This window comes from Nocardioides lacusdianchii, assembly GCF_020102855.1.
Classification (GTDB): domain Bacteria; phylum Actinomycetota; class Actinomycetes; order Propionibacteriales; family Nocardioidaceae; genus Nocardioides; species Nocardioides lacusdianchii.
In genome coordinates this window covers 54,662-69,942 of the sequence record NZ_JADHZD010000017.1, presented here as the reverse complement: position 1 = coordinate 69,942, position 15,281 = coordinate 54,662, and the positions used below count along the sequence as shown (strand labels likewise).

At 72.4% G+C, this 15,281-nt stretch carries 11 protein-coding genes and 1 riboswitch; of the genes, 5 read left to right on the top strand and 6 right to left on the bottom strand.

Annotated features, from left to right (window positions below; genetic code table 11):
• Positions 1-531: 531 nt before the first annotated feature.
• Together IRX98_RS19020 and IRX98_RS19015 are read right to left on the bottom strand one after the other, a co-directional pair.
• Entirely contained in the window at positions 532-984 is a 453-nt protein-coding gene (locus tag IRX98_RS19020; RefSeq protein WP_224279438.1) for an OsmC family protein, read from the bottom strand.
• 114 nt (positions 985-1,098) lie between these two features.
• Positions 1,099-1,242 carry a hypothetical protein gene (locus tag IRX98_RS19015; protein ID WP_224279436.1) on the bottom strand — a complete coding sequence of 48 codons (144 nt, stop codon included), beginning with the start codon at positions 1,240-1,242 and terminating at the stop codon, positions 1,099-1,101.
• Positions 1,243-1,429: 187 nt separating this feature from the next.
• Between IRX98_RS19015 and IRX98_RS19010 the strand changes: the two genes are divergently transcribed.
• The 5 genes from IRX98_RS19010 to IRX98_RS18990 are packed head-to-tail and all read left to right on the top strand — an operon-like array spanning position 1,430 to position 9,474.
• Positions 1,430-2,254, top strand: a complete 825-nt coding sequence (locus tag IRX98_RS19010) for a formate dehydrogenase accessory sulfurtransferase FdhD (RefSeq protein ID WP_224279434.1) — start codon at positions 1,430-1,432, stop codon at positions 2,252-2,254.
• 58 nt (positions 2,255-2,312) lie between these two features.
• On the top strand, positions 2,313-3,503 hold the full coding sequence (locus IRX98_RS23640) for an exonuclease SbcCD subunit D (protein ID WP_224279432.1): 1,191 nt from the start codon (positions 2,313-2,315) through the stop codon (positions 3,501-3,503).
• A complete protein-coding gene (locus IRX98_RS19000; protein WP_224279430.1) occupies positions 3,500-6,508 on the top strand; it encodes an AAA family ATPase in 3,009 nt (1,002 codons plus the stop codon). Before IRX98_RS23640 ends, IRX98_RS19000 begins: the two co-directional genes overlap by 4 nt.
• Positions 6,509-6,550: 42 nt before the next feature.
• A complete protein-coding gene (locus IRX98_RS18995) occupies positions 6,551-8,086 on the top strand; it encodes a TldD/PmbA family protein (RefSeq protein ID WP_224279428.1) in 1,536 nt (511 codons plus the stop codon).
• The gene (locus IRX98_RS18990) at positions 8,086-9,474 is read left to right on the top strand and encodes a metallopeptidase TldD-related protein (RefSeq protein ID WP_224279426.1); all 1,389 of its coding nucleotides are present in this window, start codon (positions 8,086-8,088) and stop codon (positions 9,472-9,474) included. Before IRX98_RS18995 ends, IRX98_RS18990 begins: the two co-directional genes overlap by 1 nt.
• 27 nt (positions 9,475-9,501) lie before the next feature.
• Here IRX98_RS18990 and IRX98_RS18985 read toward each other — a convergent pair whose 3' ends face one another.
• From IRX98_RS18985 to IRX98_RS18970, 4 genes are all read right to left on the bottom strand, one after another.
• On the bottom strand, positions 9,502-10,791 hold the full coding sequence (locus IRX98_RS18985; protein ID WP_224279424.1) for a serine hydrolase domain-containing protein: 1,290 nt from the start codon (positions 10,789-10,791) through the stop codon (positions 9,502-9,504).
• Positions 10,792-10,819: 28 nt separating this feature from the next.
• Positions 10,820-13,687, bottom strand: coding sequence for an aminomethyl-transferring glycine dehydrogenase (gcvP, locus tag IRX98_RS18980; protein WP_224279422.1), 2,868 nt, complete (start codon positions 13,685-13,687; stop codon positions 10,820-10,822).
• Positions 13,688-13,750: 63 nt separating this feature from the next.
• Positions 13,751-13,858: riboswitch (glycine riboswitch) on the bottom strand.
• A gap of 113 nt (positions 13,859-13,971) precedes the next feature.
• Positions 13,972-14,541: a MerR family transcriptional regulator gene (locus tag IRX98_RS18975; protein WP_308045490.1), complete on the bottom strand. Its 570-nt coding sequence runs from the start codon at positions 14,539-14,541 to the stop codon at positions 13,972-13,974.
• Between the two features lie 255 nt (positions 14,542-14,796).
• Positions 14,797-15,267 (bottom strand): bifunctional nuclease family protein, encoded by a 471-nt coding sequence (locus tag IRX98_RS18970; RefSeq protein WP_207081427.1) that lies wholly within the window; start codon positions 15,265-15,267, stop codon positions 14,797-14,799.
• Positions 15,268-15,281 lie beyond the last annotated feature (14 nt).

The following is a 15,281-nucleotide window of genomic DNA, read 5'->3' as shown; positions in this document are numbered from 1 at the left end:
CCGGTTTCCAGCCGTGATCGACGATCAGACGCGCCAGCTTGAGCCGGGCGCGCGGGGTCAGAGCAGCGTTTGCATGGGTAGCGTGGGACACGAAGGCCTCCTGGGTGTGAAGCGGTTCCTTAGACAGTTCCACTCCACATCGGGAGGCCTTCACCCATCTACGACATCAGATCGTGTCGTCACACGTTCTCGACCAACGTGCCTGGGCATCACAACTAGGCGCTAACCGCGCCTAGCCTTTGCCGCTTCTCCCCGTTATCGACTCTCTCCGCAACGGAGATGAGTCTGACTGCTCCCGAGCGGACGCAATCTTGTCGACGCAGAGGGGTTTTGTCTATACGGCGCGCCAATCTTTCTGCGCGGCCTTCCCTTCCCTTACGGATCAGCGCGAGGTGCACAAAGATTCGAAGGCATCGGCTGGGCCGACCGGTGCGCAGCCAAGCGGCGTGGCGCCCTCCCACACTTCGATGCCCTGACAACGCCAACCCGCCGGCGACGGCGCGCCCAACGAGGACGTCACCATCGAGTCGGTCACGGTCGGCTGACGGGCTCCTCCGGGGCGAGGTCGTCGTAGACGACGTCCTCCCCCAGCTGCACGGTCCGCGAGACCGTGCACAGCCGGTCGCGGGACATCGCGATGGCCGACTGCACCCGGTCACGTGCCGCGTCACCGTCGGTTCCTTCGGGGAACTCCACCTCGAAGGACACCCGCAGCCCGGTCAGGTGGTTGCCGTGCTCGTCGCGCACCTTCTCGCCCTCCGCTCGTACGTCGAAGCGGGTGCTCGTCGTCCGCTTGTGGGTGATCGCCTCGACGTCGAGCGCACTGCAACCGGCGATCGCCGCCAGCAGGAGCTCGACCGGCGTGAAGTCGGGGTCCTCTCCCCCGGTGCCGAAGAAGGTCTCACCGCCACGGGCGTTGGTGGCCTTGAAGCGGGCCGGGCCGATGCGGGTGATGTCGACGCTGCGCAGGGTCTCGTCCGTCATGCAGGACACCCTGCCAGAGGGGGGCTCTGGCAGGGTGTCGGTGGCCGCGACGTCACGTCGGGCGTGCCGCGCGGCCGGACGTCCGACGTGGGGTCGGACGCAGGTCGCGCCGGGTCAGCGTGGGGCGCGACGCACGGCGCGACGGGCGCGGCGCTCCTCACGTCGGGCGATCTCCACGTCCCGCAGGAGGGCACGGTCCTCCACCGAGTGGGCCCGTGCGTCGACGAGGCTCAGGGCGAGGTGCAGCTGCGAGATCATGGGGATCTGTCCTTCCGAGGGCATCCGGCCCTCCACGTGATGAGCAGTGAATGTAAGATGTAGTCGCGCCTTTGCGACCCTTACATGTTAGTGAGCGTCTGCCCTCCCCCTCGCATCGACGACGGGGTGATCTCGACCACCCGCCGAGGATCGCTCGTGACCGCCCGGCGGCTAGGGTCGACGGGTGGTGAGCGAGCGCGTCAGACGTCCCGGCCCCTCGGTCCGGACACGGGTCGTGGAGCACTTCCCCGAGCGTGAGGTCCCCCGCGAGGACCGGCTGATCACCGAGGAGCCGCTCGAGATCCGCGTGCGCGCCGGGGCGCTCCCGCCGCGGCGTGCCTGGGTCACGATGCGCACCCCCGGCCACGACTTCGAGCTCGCGGCCGGCTGGCTGGTGCACGAAGGAGTCGCCGATCCCGGTGCGCTCACCCAGGTGGCCTACTGCACCGACACGGACCTGGCTCCCGAGCAGGAGTTCAACGTCGTCACGGTCACGCTCAGCGAAGCCGCGGACCTCCCGCACCGGCACGCCTCCGCCTCCGCCGGGTCATCGGCCTGCGGGGTCTGCGGCAAGGACAGCGTCGAGGACGCACTCACTGCCCGGACGGCAGCGCCCTGGTCAGGGGCGCGCCCCGACGCGGACGTCGTACGACGACTCCCCGACGCTCTGCGCGAGCGCCAGACCCTCTTCGAGCGCACGGGCGGGGTCCATGCGGCGGGGCTCGCCGCCGCCGACGGCACGCTGCTGGTGGTGCGCGAGGACGTGGGCCGCCACAACGCGGTCGACAAGGTTGTCGGCGCCCGGGTGCTGGCCGGCGAGCCGGCGGCCGCCGCGTGCCTCGTGCTCAGCGGACGGGTCGGCTTCGAGCTGGTCCAGAAGGCCGCCGCCAGCGGCATCGGCTCCATCGTCGCCGTCGGGGCGCCCACCAGCCTGGCGGCCCGACTGGCCCAGGACGCCGGCATCGACCTGTGGGGTTTCACCTCCCCGGGGCGCTCGGTCCGCTACTGCTGAGCACCCTCGCGCGGCGTGGTGGCCCACTGCTGTCGGTGCGGCGTTCTACGGTCGTCACGTGCGCATCCTCCACACCTCCGACTGGCACCTCGGGAGGTCCTTCCACCGCGAGGACCTCCTCGGGCACCAGGGTGCGTTCGTCGACCACCTGCTCGAGGTGGTGCAGGCGGAGAAGGTCGACGTCGTGGTGGTCTCCGGTGACGTCTACGACCGCGCGCTCCCCCACGTCGACGCCGTCGCGCTCGCCGACGAGACCTTCGCCCGGCTCGCCGCGTCGCGCGCCAAGGTCGTGGTCAGCAGCGGCAACCACGACAGCGCCCAGCGCCTCGGCTTCGGCTCCCGCCTGATGGACGCCGCGGGTGTCTTCGTCCGCACCAGCGCGGCCTCTGTCGGCAGCCCCGTCGTGCTCAAGGACCGCCACGGCGATGTCGCGATCCACGCGATCCCCTTCCTCGACCCGTCCGCCCTCCTCGAGCCGTGGTCGCTCGGCCACCGCAGTCACGAGGCTGCGCTCTCAGAGGCGATGACCCGCGTACGCCGCGACCTGGCCGCGCGAACGAAGGCCCGCTCGGTGGTGCTGGCGCACGCGTTCGTGGCCGGCGCCACCCCGTCGGAGTCCGAGCGAGACATCAGCGTGGGCGGTGTCTCCCGGGTGTCGACGAGCACCTTCGACGGCATCGACTACACCGCGCTGGGCCACCTGCACGGCCCCCACGTGCTGTCCGACGCGCTTCGCTACTCCGGGTCGCCGCTGGCCTACTCCTTCTCCGAGGCCGACCAGGTCAAGGGCAGCTGGCTGGTCGAGCTCAACGCCAGGGGCTTCGCCTCGGCCCGGTGGATCGACGCGCCGGTCCCGCGTCGGCTCTCGCGCATCACCGGCTCGCTCGCCGACCTCCTCGCGGACCGCTCGCTGGCCGATCGGGAGCAGGACTGGGTCCAGGCGACCCTCACCGACGTGCCGCGGCCCGCACGCGCGATGGAACAGCTGCGACGACGTTTCCCCCACACGCTCGTGCTGCAGTTCCCCGCCCCGGTGACCGACACGCAGGCCCCCGGTCGTCCCGCTCCCGGCACCAGCGACCACGCGATCGCGCTCGACTTCGTCCGCCACGTGCGCGGCGTGGAGGCCACACCTGCCGAGTCGGCGCTGCTGCAGGACGCCTTCGACGCCTGCTGCCACGATCCCGAGCTCGACGTCCTCGTCGGTGCGAGCGCCGGCAGCGACACTGGCGGGGGTGGGTCCGCATGAGGCTGCACCAGCTCGAGGTGGTCGCGTTCGGACCGTTCGCGGAGCCGGCCCGCGTCGACTTCGACGCCCTCTCCGACGCCGGGCTGTTCCTGCTGAGCGGGCCCACGGGCGCCGGCAAGTCCAGCATCCTCGACGCCGTCTGCTTCGCGCTCTACGGCGACGTGCCCGGTGACCGCTCGGCTGCCAAGCGACTTCGCTCCGACCACGCCGCCGCCGACGTCGCCCCGCGGGTCGTCCTCGAGGCGACGCTGTCGGGTCGCCGCTTCAGGATCGACCGCTCCCCGGCCTGGACGCGACCCAAGCGCCGCGGCCAGGGCACCACCACGGAGCAGGCCCGCGTCGTCATCTCCGAGCGCCGCGCGGACGACGACGGAGCCGATGCCTGGCACCCGCTCAGCACCCGCCTCGACGAGACCGGGCACCTCGTGACCCGCCTCGTCGGCATGACGCTCCCCCAGTTCTGCCAGGTCGCGCTGCTGCCGCAGGGCAGGTTCCAGGCCTTCCTGCGGGCCCGCTCGGAGGAGCGCCACGCCCTGCTCCAGCAGGTGTTCCAGACCGGCCGCTTCGACCGCACCGAGCGCTGGCTGCGCGATCGGCGCATCGAGCTGCGCCGCGCGGGCGACACCCACCACCGCACGGTCGCGGACCTCGTCAGCCGGGTGAGTGAAGTCGCTGACGACCAGGCTCCGGACGACTGGTCGGCCGACCCCACCGCGCTCCAAGCCTGGCTCCGGGGGCTGAGCGAGGCCGCGGTCACCGCATCGGTGGAGCAGGCGATCGCGGTCGAGAACGCCTCCGCGGAGGAGGTGGCCGCCTCCGAGGCGTCGGCTGCCGGGATCGAGCTGGCCGGACTCCGCGCGACCCATGCCGCGGCGCGCCGCGCGCATGCCGCCGTCGAGGCCGCCGCTGCGGAGCACGCGAGTCGCAAGCGACGCATCGACAAGGCCCAGCGCGCCGGTGCGGTCCGTCCCCTCCACGAGCTCGCGATCCAGGCGCGACGCGACGTCGACGACCTCGTGCAGCAGGCAGCGGAGGCGCGTGGGCGGCTGTGCGGGCTGCTAGAGGAGGAGTCCCTCGACGACCAGCAGGTGGCGCACCACCGGCGTGCGGCGACGCAGGCACTGACCGACATCGCCCGCGTCCGTCCCCTCCAGGGGCAGGCCGTGGACGTCGCCCGCCAACTGGCCCGCGTGGAGCGGCTGCGAGAGGAGTCCGCGGCCCGGCTGCGACAGCTGCAGCAGCGTGCCGACGAGGTGCCCGCCGCGCTCGAGCAGTCGCTCGTCCCACTGGGCGCCGCCCAGGAGTCGGTCGCCACGGTGGAGGCGCTCACCCGGGACCTCGAGGTGCTCCGCGTCCGCGTGCGCGCCGCCCGCTCGGCGGAGTCGATCGGGGCGCAGCTCGTCACGGCGGAGGCCGACCTCGTCGAGGCCACCCAGACGAGGCTCCTCGCGCGCGAGACACTCGTGGAGATCCGCGAGCAGCGGCTCGACGGCATGGCTGCCGAGATCGCCGGCAAGCTGGCCGTGGGCGCCTGCTGCCCGGTGTGCGGCTCGGACGACCACCCGTCGCTCGCCTCTCCCGCCCCCGGTGCGCCCGACGAGGCCGCCGAGCGGGACGCCCGGCGCGAGGTCGACGACCTCGAGGTCGTCGTGGAGGCCCACGCCCAACAGGTGCGCGGGCTCGAGTCCCAGCTCGCAGCCGCCCTGGCCGAGTCGGGCGACTCCGTCGAGCAGCTGCTCGTCGAGGAGGAGACCACGCTCGCCCGCCTGGACCGTGCGCGTGCCGATGCAGCACTCCTCCCCTCGCTCCAGGCTCGCGTCGACTCCCTGCGCGCCGAGCAGGACACGCTCGCGGCCGGTCGCGACGAGCTCGTCGCGGCCGCTGCGCAGCACGACACCGAGGCTGCGGTCCTCGCCTCCCGGCTCGAGGACCTCCGCGGGCAGGTGGCCGCCGTCGTGCCCGACGCCGATGACGCTCGCGGGCAGGGCCGGGTCGACCTCGACGCCCTCACGGCCTTCCACCAGCAGGTCGAGTCGCTGGCGCAACGCCTCGGGGACCTCACCGCCGAGCTCTCCCGCGCCGGCGCGACCGCCACCAGCACCCAGCAGGCGGCCGACGAGCTCGCCGCGCGCGCCGGGTTCGACTCGTCCGCTGCGGCCGCCGCGTCCTGGCTGTCCGACGACGACGTGGCCGCGCTCCAGCGGCTCGTCGAGCGCCACGAGCGGGAGGCCGTCCGGGTCGCCGAGCTCCTCGCCGACGAGGACCTGGTGCGCTCCGCGGCAGCCGACCCGCCCGACCTGGAGGCGCTGGCCCAGTCCCACCACCGCGCCAAGGAGGCGGCCGCCGCGGCACGTCACCGCGACATGAGCCTGCGCGACCGAGGACGTCGCCTGCACGGCCTCACCGACGAGGTGGAGGCGGCCCTTGCGGCGTGGGCCCCCGTGCGCGACGACCTCGAGCTCGTCACCGACATGGCTGCGATGGTCGAGGGCAAGCACCCCGACAACCGGCTCCAGATGCGACTGTCGGCCTACGTCCTGGCGCACCGCCTCAGCCAGGTCGTCGAGGCTGCCAACCTGCGGCTGTCCACGATGAGCGACCAGCGCTACTCCCTCGTCCACACGGGGCAGCGCGGCGCGGGTGAGACACGCGGCGGCCTGAGCCTGGTCGTGCGCGACGACTGGACCGGTGACGACCGCGACCCCGCGACCCTGTCCGGTGGTGAGACCTTCGTGGTCTCCCTCGCCCTTGCCCTCGGGTTGGCAGACGTGATCACCGAGGAGGCCGGCGGCACCGACCTCGAGACCCTCTTCGTCGACGAGGGCTTCGGGTCGCTCGACTCCGAGACGCTGGAGGACGTCATGGACACCCTCGACACGCTCCGCGACGGGGGCCGGGTGGTCGGCGTGGTCAGCCACGTGCCCGAGCTCCAGACCCGCATCCCCACCCAGCTGCGCGTGCACCGCGGCCGCACCGGCAGCCGTACGACGCTGGAGCTTGCCTGAGCCGGTCGTCGCGCCGGGCGTGGCTCGGATAGGTTCGGTCCCATGAGTGCGCCCGGGCTCGACCCGACCTTCAGCGAACTGCCGCACCGCCGTCTCGGCGACGTCGCCCTGGCCAGGGCCCAGGAGCTCGGTGCGACCCACGCGGACTTCCGCTTCGAGCGCAACCGCTACCAGTACCTCGGTGCCCGCGACGGCAACCTCCAGACGGCCAGCGACGCCGAGGACCTCGGCTTCGCGGTCCGCGTCGTCCACGGCGGCGCCTGGGGCTTCGCCTCGGGGGTGGTGCTGACCGACGACGAGGCACGACGCCTGGCCGACACGGCCGTCGCCGTGGCGCGCGTGGCCGCGGCGATGACCACGACTCCCGTCGAGCTGGCCCCCGAGCCGGTGCACGACGACGTCACCTGGATCTCCGGCTACGACGTCAACCCGCTCGACGTGCCGACCCGCGAGAAGGCCGACCTGCTCGTCGACTGGACCGAGCGCCTGCGCGCGAGCAGCGCGGTCGCCCATGCGACCGCCTTCCTGCAGCAGGTCCAGGAGAACAAGTACTACGCCGACCTGTCCGGCACCCGCACGACGCAGCAGCGCGTACGCCTCCAGCCCGGGTTCGAGGCCACCGGCGAGGACGCGGAGACCGGGATCTTCGACTCGATGGCCTCCATCGCCCCGCCGGTCGGCCGCGGCTGGGAGTACCTGTCCGGAGCCCACTGGGACTGGGACGCCGAGCTGGCCGAGGTCCCCGAGCTGCTCGCCGAGAAGCTCCGGGCGCCGAGCGTCGAGGCCGGCTCCTACGACCTGGTGGTCGACCCGTCCAACCTCTGGCTCACGATCCACGAGTCGATCGGCCACGCGACCGAGCTCGACCGCGCGCTGGGCTACGAGGCCAACTACGCCGGCACGTCGTTCGCCACCTACGACAAGCTCGGCACGCTCCAGTACGGCTCCGAGGTGATGAACGTCCGCGGCGACCGCACCCAGGAGCACGGCCTGGCCACGGTCGGCTACGACGACGAGGGCGTGCAGACGCAGGGCTGGGACATCGTCCGCGACGGCGTCCTCGTCGGCTACCAGCTCGACCGCGCCATGGCTCACCTCAAGCCCGAGCTCTCGGGACTCGACTCGGGGCAGGGCCGCTCCAACGGCTGCGCCTACGCCGACTCCCCCGGCCACATCCCGATCCAGCGGATGGCCAACGTGTCGCTGATGCCCGGCACCGACGACCTCACCACCGACGACCTGATCTCCCGCGTCGAGCGCGGCATCTACGTCGTCGGCGACAAGTCGTGGTCGATCGACATGCAGCGCTTCAACTTCCAGTTCACCGGCCAGCGGTTCTACAAGATCACCGACGGCAAGCTGGACGGCATGCTCCGCGACGTGGCCTACCAGGCGACCACCACCGACTTCTGGGGGTCCATGGAGGCCGTCGGGGGGCCCGACACCTGGGTGCTGGGCGGCGCGTTCAACTGCGGCAAGGCACAGCCCGGCCAGGTGGCGGCGGTGAGCCACGGCTGCCCGTCGGCCCTGTTCCGCGGGGTCAACATCCTGAACACCATCGACGAGGCAGGCCACTGATGAGGACCACCGCACAGGAGCTCGTCGAGCACGCGCTCGCGACCTCGACCGCCGACGACTGCATCGCCATCGTCCGCGACGTCACCAGCGCCAACCTGCGCTGGGCCAACAACACGCTGACCACCAACGGCGTGATGACCGAGGTCTCGGTCACCGTCATCAGCTTCGCCTCCGTCGCCGGCGGCATCGCGACCGGCTCGGTCTCCGGCAGCGCCTCCACCACCGACCAGGTCACCGCACTGGTGGAGGGCGCCGACGCCGCCGCGCGGGCGGGCTCGCCCGCCGAGGACGCCGGCGAGCTCGTCGCCGATCTGACCTCCCCTCTCTGGGACCTCGGGCCGGAGACCACCGACATCGGCGTCTACGACGCCTTCGCACCCGCGCTGGGCGAGGCGTTCCGCGAGGCGAGCGTGGAGGACCGTCTGCTCTACGGCTTCGTCAACCACGACGTCGCCACGACCTACCTCGGCTCCACCCGCGGCCTGCGGCTGCGCCACGTGCAGCCCACCGGCCACTACGCCTGCACCGCGAAGGACACGTCCCTGACCCGCAGCGCGTGGACCGGCGGTGCGACCCGCGACTTCCGCGACGTCGACGCAGCCGACATGGCTGCCACGGTCGCCCAGCGCCTGCGGTGGGCCGAGCGACGCATCGACCTCCCCGCCGGGCGCTACGACACGATCCTGCCGCCGTCCTCGGTCGCCGACCTGATGATCGACGCCTACTGGGGCGCCGGCGCCCGCGTGGCCCACGAGGGCGAGTCCGTCTACAGCCGCCGTGGTGGTGGCACCCGCATCGGCGACAAGGTCGCCGCCCCCGGGGTCAGCCTGTTCTCCGACCCCACCCACCCCGGTCTGGAGTGCGCGCCGTTCGTGATCGCGGGCGCCTCGGACAACACCGACTCGGTCTTCGACAACGGCCTGCTCCTCGAGCGCACCGACTGGATCCGCGACGGCCTCCTCACCGGCCTGCTCCAGACCCGGCACTCGGCCGCCATGACCGGCCAGCCCGTCACCCCCATGATCGACAACCTCGTGCTCGAGGTCGGGGACGGCGCGGGCACCGTCGACGACATGGTGGCGGGCGTGCAGCGCGGGCTGCTGCTCACCTGCCTGTGGTACATCCGCGAGGTGGACCCGCAGACCATGCTCCTCACCGGCCTGACCCGCGACGGGGTCTACGTCGTCGAGGACGGCGAGATCGTCGGCGCCGCCAACAACTTCCGATGGAACGAGAGCCCGGTCGACCTGCTGAACCGCTTCAGCGCGGCCACCGAGTCCGTGCCGAGCTTCAGCCGCGAGTGGGGCGACGACTACTTCTCCCGCACCGCCACCCCGGCCCTGCGGATCCCGGACTTCAACATGTCGAGCGTGTCGCAGGGCGTCTGAGCCCGGCGTCCGACGTCGGCCTCCGGGTCACCGCCGCGGGTGGCCGCCGGGGATGTCCACCTCGGGGTCGTAGGGCACCCGGGTGTAGACGAAGGTCGCGCACTCGAGGTTGCGGATGGTGCCGTCGGGACGGCGTACGACGTCGAGCCGCTCGCCGCGGTGGTAGCCCGTGACGCCGACGAGCGTGCCGGCGACCACCTCGAAGCGGTCCGTGACGACGTTGCCGCGCGCCATCGCCCGCAGCTCGAGACCCTCGTTGTGCCAGCGCACGTCGTACGCCGTGTTGCCCCAGAACCACACCCCCGGCACGCCCCGCACCGTGTCCGGCAGTGACCGCGTGGGACGCCACGGCGCCGGTCGGGCGTCGTCGGCGTCGGGGTCGCCCTCGATGAGCGAGACGGCGAGCTCACGCGGGTCGATGCCCGTCGTGGCGTTGGTCAGCACGACCGCGCCGATGCCGCTGTCGGGGTCGACGTGCAGTGCCGCCATGAAGCCGGGCATGGAGCCGTTGTGCCCCACGAGGCGCCCGCCGGGGTGCAGCCCGAGCATCAGCCCGAGACCGTAGTCGTCGGTCACCGGCCGCTGCATCTCCGCCAGCGACGCCTCTGCGAGGACGTCAGGGCGTGCGCCGCCGAGCAGCTGGCCCCAGGCGACGAGGTCGGCCAGGGTCGACCACAGCTGGCCGGCGGGGGCCATCGCGCCGGTGTCGGTCAGCGGCTCGTGGACCCGGATGCCCGTGAAGTGGTCGACGCTCCACCCCGGCTGCGCCCCCGGGCGCGGGAGGTACGACGTCGCCCGCATCTCCAGCGGTCGGAGCAGCCTCTCGGACACGAGCACCCGCCACGGGGATCCGCGGCGGCGGGCCACCACCTCGCCGAGCAGGCCGTAGCCGAGGTTGGAGTAGTGGAACCACTCCCCCGCACCCGCGACCCGCCCCTGCCCGTCGTTCGCTGCGGCGAGGGCGAGGAAGTCGGTCCCGCGGGTGCGCTCCCACCACGGACCGCGCGGCTCGCTCTGCATGCCGGACGTGTGGGCCAGCGCATCGCGGACGGTCACCTCGCCGTAGCCGACGTCGCCGAGGTGGTCGCCCAGCCGGTCGTCGAGGTCGAGCAGCCCGGCGTCGCGCGCCTGGAGGACCAGCACGGCCGTCATCGTCTTGGTGATGGAGCCGATCCGGTACTGCCCGTCCAGCCCGGGCGCGTCGCCGGCGCCACCGGCCCACACCGCGCCGTAGCGGTCGAAGACGGCACCGACCACCGAGGTCAGGCGGCCCTCGGCCTGCGCGACGTCGAGGAGGCGCTGCCGTTGGTCGCTCACGGAGGAGACCATAGGGCCTCGGGTTGTCTCAGTCCTGCTCGAACGCCTCCGGCGGCGGGCAGGCGCACACGAGGTTGCGGTCGCCGTAGGCCTGGTCGATGCGGGCGACCGGCGGCCAGTACTTGTCGGGGTCGATGCCCTGCGGGAAGACCGCGACCTCGCGCGAGTAGCTGCGGTCCCACTCCCCGACCAGGGCGCGGGCCGTGTGCGGGGCGTGCCGCAGCGGCGAGTCCTCGGGCGTCCACTCCCCCGCCTCGACGCGGGCGATCTCCTCGCGGATCGCGATCATCGCGTCGCAGAACCGGTCGATCTCGGCGAGGTCCTCGGACTCGGTCGGCTCGACCATCAGCGTGCCGGCGACCGGGAAGGACATGGTCGGGGCGTGGAAGCCGTAGTCGACCAGTCGCTTGGCGACGTCGTCGACCGTGACGCCGCTGGCCTTGGTGATGCTGCGCAGGTCGAGGATGCACTCGTGGGCGACGAGGTCGCCGTGACCGCGGTAGAGCACCGGGAAGTGGTCGTTGAGTCGGTGGGCGATGTAGTTGGCGGAGAGCACGGCCACGGCCGTCGCGCGGGTGAGGCCCTCGGCGCCCATCATCCGGATGTAGGCCCAGGTGATCGGCAGGATGCCGGCCGAGCCGTAGGGCGCGGCACTGATCGGGCCGATGCCCTCGCGCTTGGCCGACTCGGGGTGCCAGGCGTGGGAGGGCAGGTACGGCGCGAGGTGGGCGCGTACGGCGACCGGGCCGACGCCGGGGCCGCCGCCACCGTGCGGGATGCAGAAGGTCTTGTGGAGGTTGAGGTGCGACACGTCGCCACCGAACTCACCCGGGCGCGCGTAGCCGAGCAGCGCGTTGAGGTTGGCACCGTCGACGTAGACCTGGCCCCCGTGGTCGTGCACGATCTTGCACAGGTCGGTGATCGAGTCCTCGTAGGCCCCGTGGGTCGAGGGATAGGTGACCATGATCGCGGCGAGCGTGTCGGCGTGCTGCTCGCACTTGGCGAGCAGGTCGTCGAGGTCGACGGAGCCGTCGTCGGACGCCTTGACGACGACGACCTTCATCCCCGCCATCACCGCCGAGGCGGCGTTGGTGCCGTGCGCCGAGGAGGGGATCAGGCAGATGTTGCGGCCCGTGTCGCCGTTGGCGAGGTGGAACCCGCGGATCGCGAGCAGGCCGGCGAGCTCGCCCTGCGAGCCCGCGTTGGGCTGCACCGAGACCTTGTCGTAGCCGGTGACCTCGGCCAGCCAGCCCTCGACGTCGTCGACCAGCTCGCGGTAGCCGGTGGCGTCCTGCGCCGGGGCGAAGGGGTGCAGGTCCGCGAAGCCGGGCAGGCTCACCGGCTCCATCTCGGTCGTCGCGTTGAGCTTCATGGTGCACGAGCCCAGCGGGATCATGCCGCGGTCGAGCGCGTAGTCGCGCCCCGACAGCCGCGCGAGGTAGCGGAGCATCTGCGTCTCGCTGTGGTGGGAGTTGAAGACCTCGTGGGTCAGGAACTCGGTGGTGCGGTGCAGGCCGCTGGGCAGCCCCTCGGCAGTCTCGCCACCGTTCGCCGCGACCCCGAAGGCGCGCAGCACGGCGGACACCGTCGACGGGCTGGTGCGCTCCGACGTGGACACGCCGACGTGGTCGGCGTCGATGAGCCGCAGGTGCAGGCCCACGGTGCGGGCCGCTGCGACCACCTCGTTGGCCCGGCCGGGCACGGCCACGGTGAGGGTGTCGAACCACGTGTCGTTGACGACCTCGACGCCGCCCGCGCGCAGGGCTCCGGCGATCCGGTCGGCGTGGTCGTGGGTGCGCTGCGCGATCCGGCGCAGGCCCTCGGGACCGTGGTAGACGGCGTACATCGACGCCACCACCGCGAGCAGCACCTGGGCGGTGCAGATGTTGGAGGTGGCCTTGTCGCGCCGGATGTGCTGCTCACGGGTCTGCAGGGCGAGCCGGTAGGCCCGTCGGCCCTCCGCGTCGACCGAGACGCCGACCAGACGCCCGGGCAGGTGGCGCTCCAGCCCGGCGGACACCGACATGAAGCCGGCGTGCGGCCCGCCGTAGAAGAGGGGTACGCCGAAGCGCTGCGAGGAGCCCACGACGACGTCCGCACCCATGGTGCCGGGCGCTTCGAGCAGGGCCAGCGACAGGATGTCGGCCGCCACCACGGCCAGGCCGCCACGCTCGTGCACGGCGTCGATCACCGGCCGGGGGTCCACGACCGCGCCGGACGCACCGGGGTACTGGACCAGGACGCCGCTGACGGGGCCTTCAGGCAGGCCGTCGGCGAGGTCGGCGACGACGACCTCGATGCCCATCCCCTCAGCCCGGGTGCGCACGACGTCGATGGTCTGCGGGAGGGCGTCGGCGTCCACGACGAAGGGGCCGGTGGCGTTGCGCTGCGCGCGGCGTACGAGCGTCATGGCCTCCGCCGCGGCGGTGCCCTCGTCGAGCAGGGACGCGTTGGCCGTCGGCAGCCCGGTGAGGTCGGCGACCACCGTCTGGAAGTTGAGCAGCGCCTCGAGGCGTCCCTGGGAGATCTCCGGCTGGTAGGGCGTGTAGGCGGTGTACCAGGACGGGTCCTCGAGGACGTTGCGTCGGATCACCGCCGGGGTGATCGTCGCGTGGTAGCCCAGACCGATCATGGCCTCGGCGGGACGATTCTGCGAAGCGAGCGTGCGCAGTGCCCGCGCCGTGGCCTCCTCGTCGAGGGGGTCCGGCAGGTCGAGCGAGGCCGCGGTGCGGATCCCCCCGGGGACCGCGGACGTCATCAGCGCCTCGAGCGACTCGTGCCCGACGGCCTCGAGCATGTGCGCGACTCCCGCGTCGTCGGGGCCGATGTGGCGGGCGACGAACTCACCGAGGGTGGTCGCGTCGCTGTCGATGGCGGTGGGGGTGGCGTCCGGCACGGGGGCTCCCTGAGGTCGCTTCAGTGGGCCTCCCCCTCTGTCGGCCCGGTGGCCTCCAGAGTGCCAACCCGTGCGGTCCGGGTGCCTGAGAGGTTCCGGGGAGGAATTGCCCCTTCGGCGCACACCGGCCGGTCCGTGGACCAGCCGCGGTGACTCTCCCGCACGGGATGTCGGCGAGTGGCAGTCTAACCCGCGGCGCCGACGGGCCCATGCCGACGGTGGGCTAAATGAGCGAGGCCGCCCGGACGTCCGGGCGGCCTCGTCGGAGGGTCGTGGGTGCGGGGTCAGCCGGTCTGGCGGGCCGCACGACGGGCGGCGAGCTCGTCGCCCGCAACCGGCGCGGCCGGCTCGCCGGCAGTGCGCTCGCTGGGCAGCTCGGCGAGCGTGCCCTCGATCTCGCGCCAGACACCGCCGATGGCGATGCCGAAGACACCCTGCCCGCCCTGGAGCAGGTCGATGACCTCGTCGTTGCTGGTGCACTCGTAGACCGAGGCGCCGTCGCTCATGAGGGTGACGCGGGTCAGGTCGTCGGTGCCGCGCTCACGCAGGTGCGCGGTCGCCGTACGGATCTGCTGCAGCGAGATCCCCGCGTCGAGCAGGCGCTTGACGACCTTGAGGATCAGGATGTCGCGGAAGGAGTAGAGGCGCTGGGAGCCCGAGCCGGCCGCACCGCGCACGCTCGGCTCGACGAGACCGGTGCGGGCCCAGTAGTCGAGCTGGCGGTAGGTGATCCCGGCGGCGTTGCAGGCGGTGGGTCCGCGGTAGCCGGTGTCGCTGGGCAGCGGCGAGACGTCGTCGCTGAAGAGCAGTCCCTGTTCCTCGGCGGTCTCGGCAGCCTCCGCCGCAGCCTTGATCCTGGCGGCGTCGGCGCCCTGCTCGTTCTCGTTGCTAGCCACAGTGACCCTCCAGGTCAGTTCCTCCGCTGAGCGGTAACTCCTGGGGGAAGGGCCCGCCCGGAGCCGGCCGGGGCCGACAACCACAACGGTGGAGTTACAACAGAGACAGTTCAAGGTAAGCCCGGGAGTTCGCCTTGTCCATCCACGCAGCGGCGTGTCGCAACCCTCAACCTCAGCATGAGGGTCAGGGTTGAGGCTCAGTCGGGTCGACCCTCAGGGGGCTTCCTCGAAGTCGTCGGGCGAGACGTGGTCGAGGAACTCGCGGAACCGCTCGACCTCGTCCTCCTGCTCGGCGGGCACCGCGAGGCCGGCCTCCTCCAGCACGGCCTCCGCGCACACGATGCGGGTCCCGGTGCGCAGTGCGAGGGCGATCGAGTCCGAAGGACGGGCCCCGACCTCGGCCCCGCCGTCGAACACGAGCTGGGCGAAGAAGATCCCGTCCTGCATGTCGACGATGCGCACCTCCTCGAGGCGCTGACCCGTCGCCTCGAGCACGTCGCGCATCAGGTCGTGCGTCAACGGGCGCGGCGGCGTGACGCCCTGCTGCGCGAAGGCGATGGCCGTGGCCTCGACGGCCCCGATCCAGATCGGGAGGTACCGCTCCCCCGTCACCTCGCGCAGGAGCACGATCGGCTGGTTGGAGGGCATCTCGACGCGGACTCCGACGACGTCCATTTCGCGCATGTCCCCCACCCTAC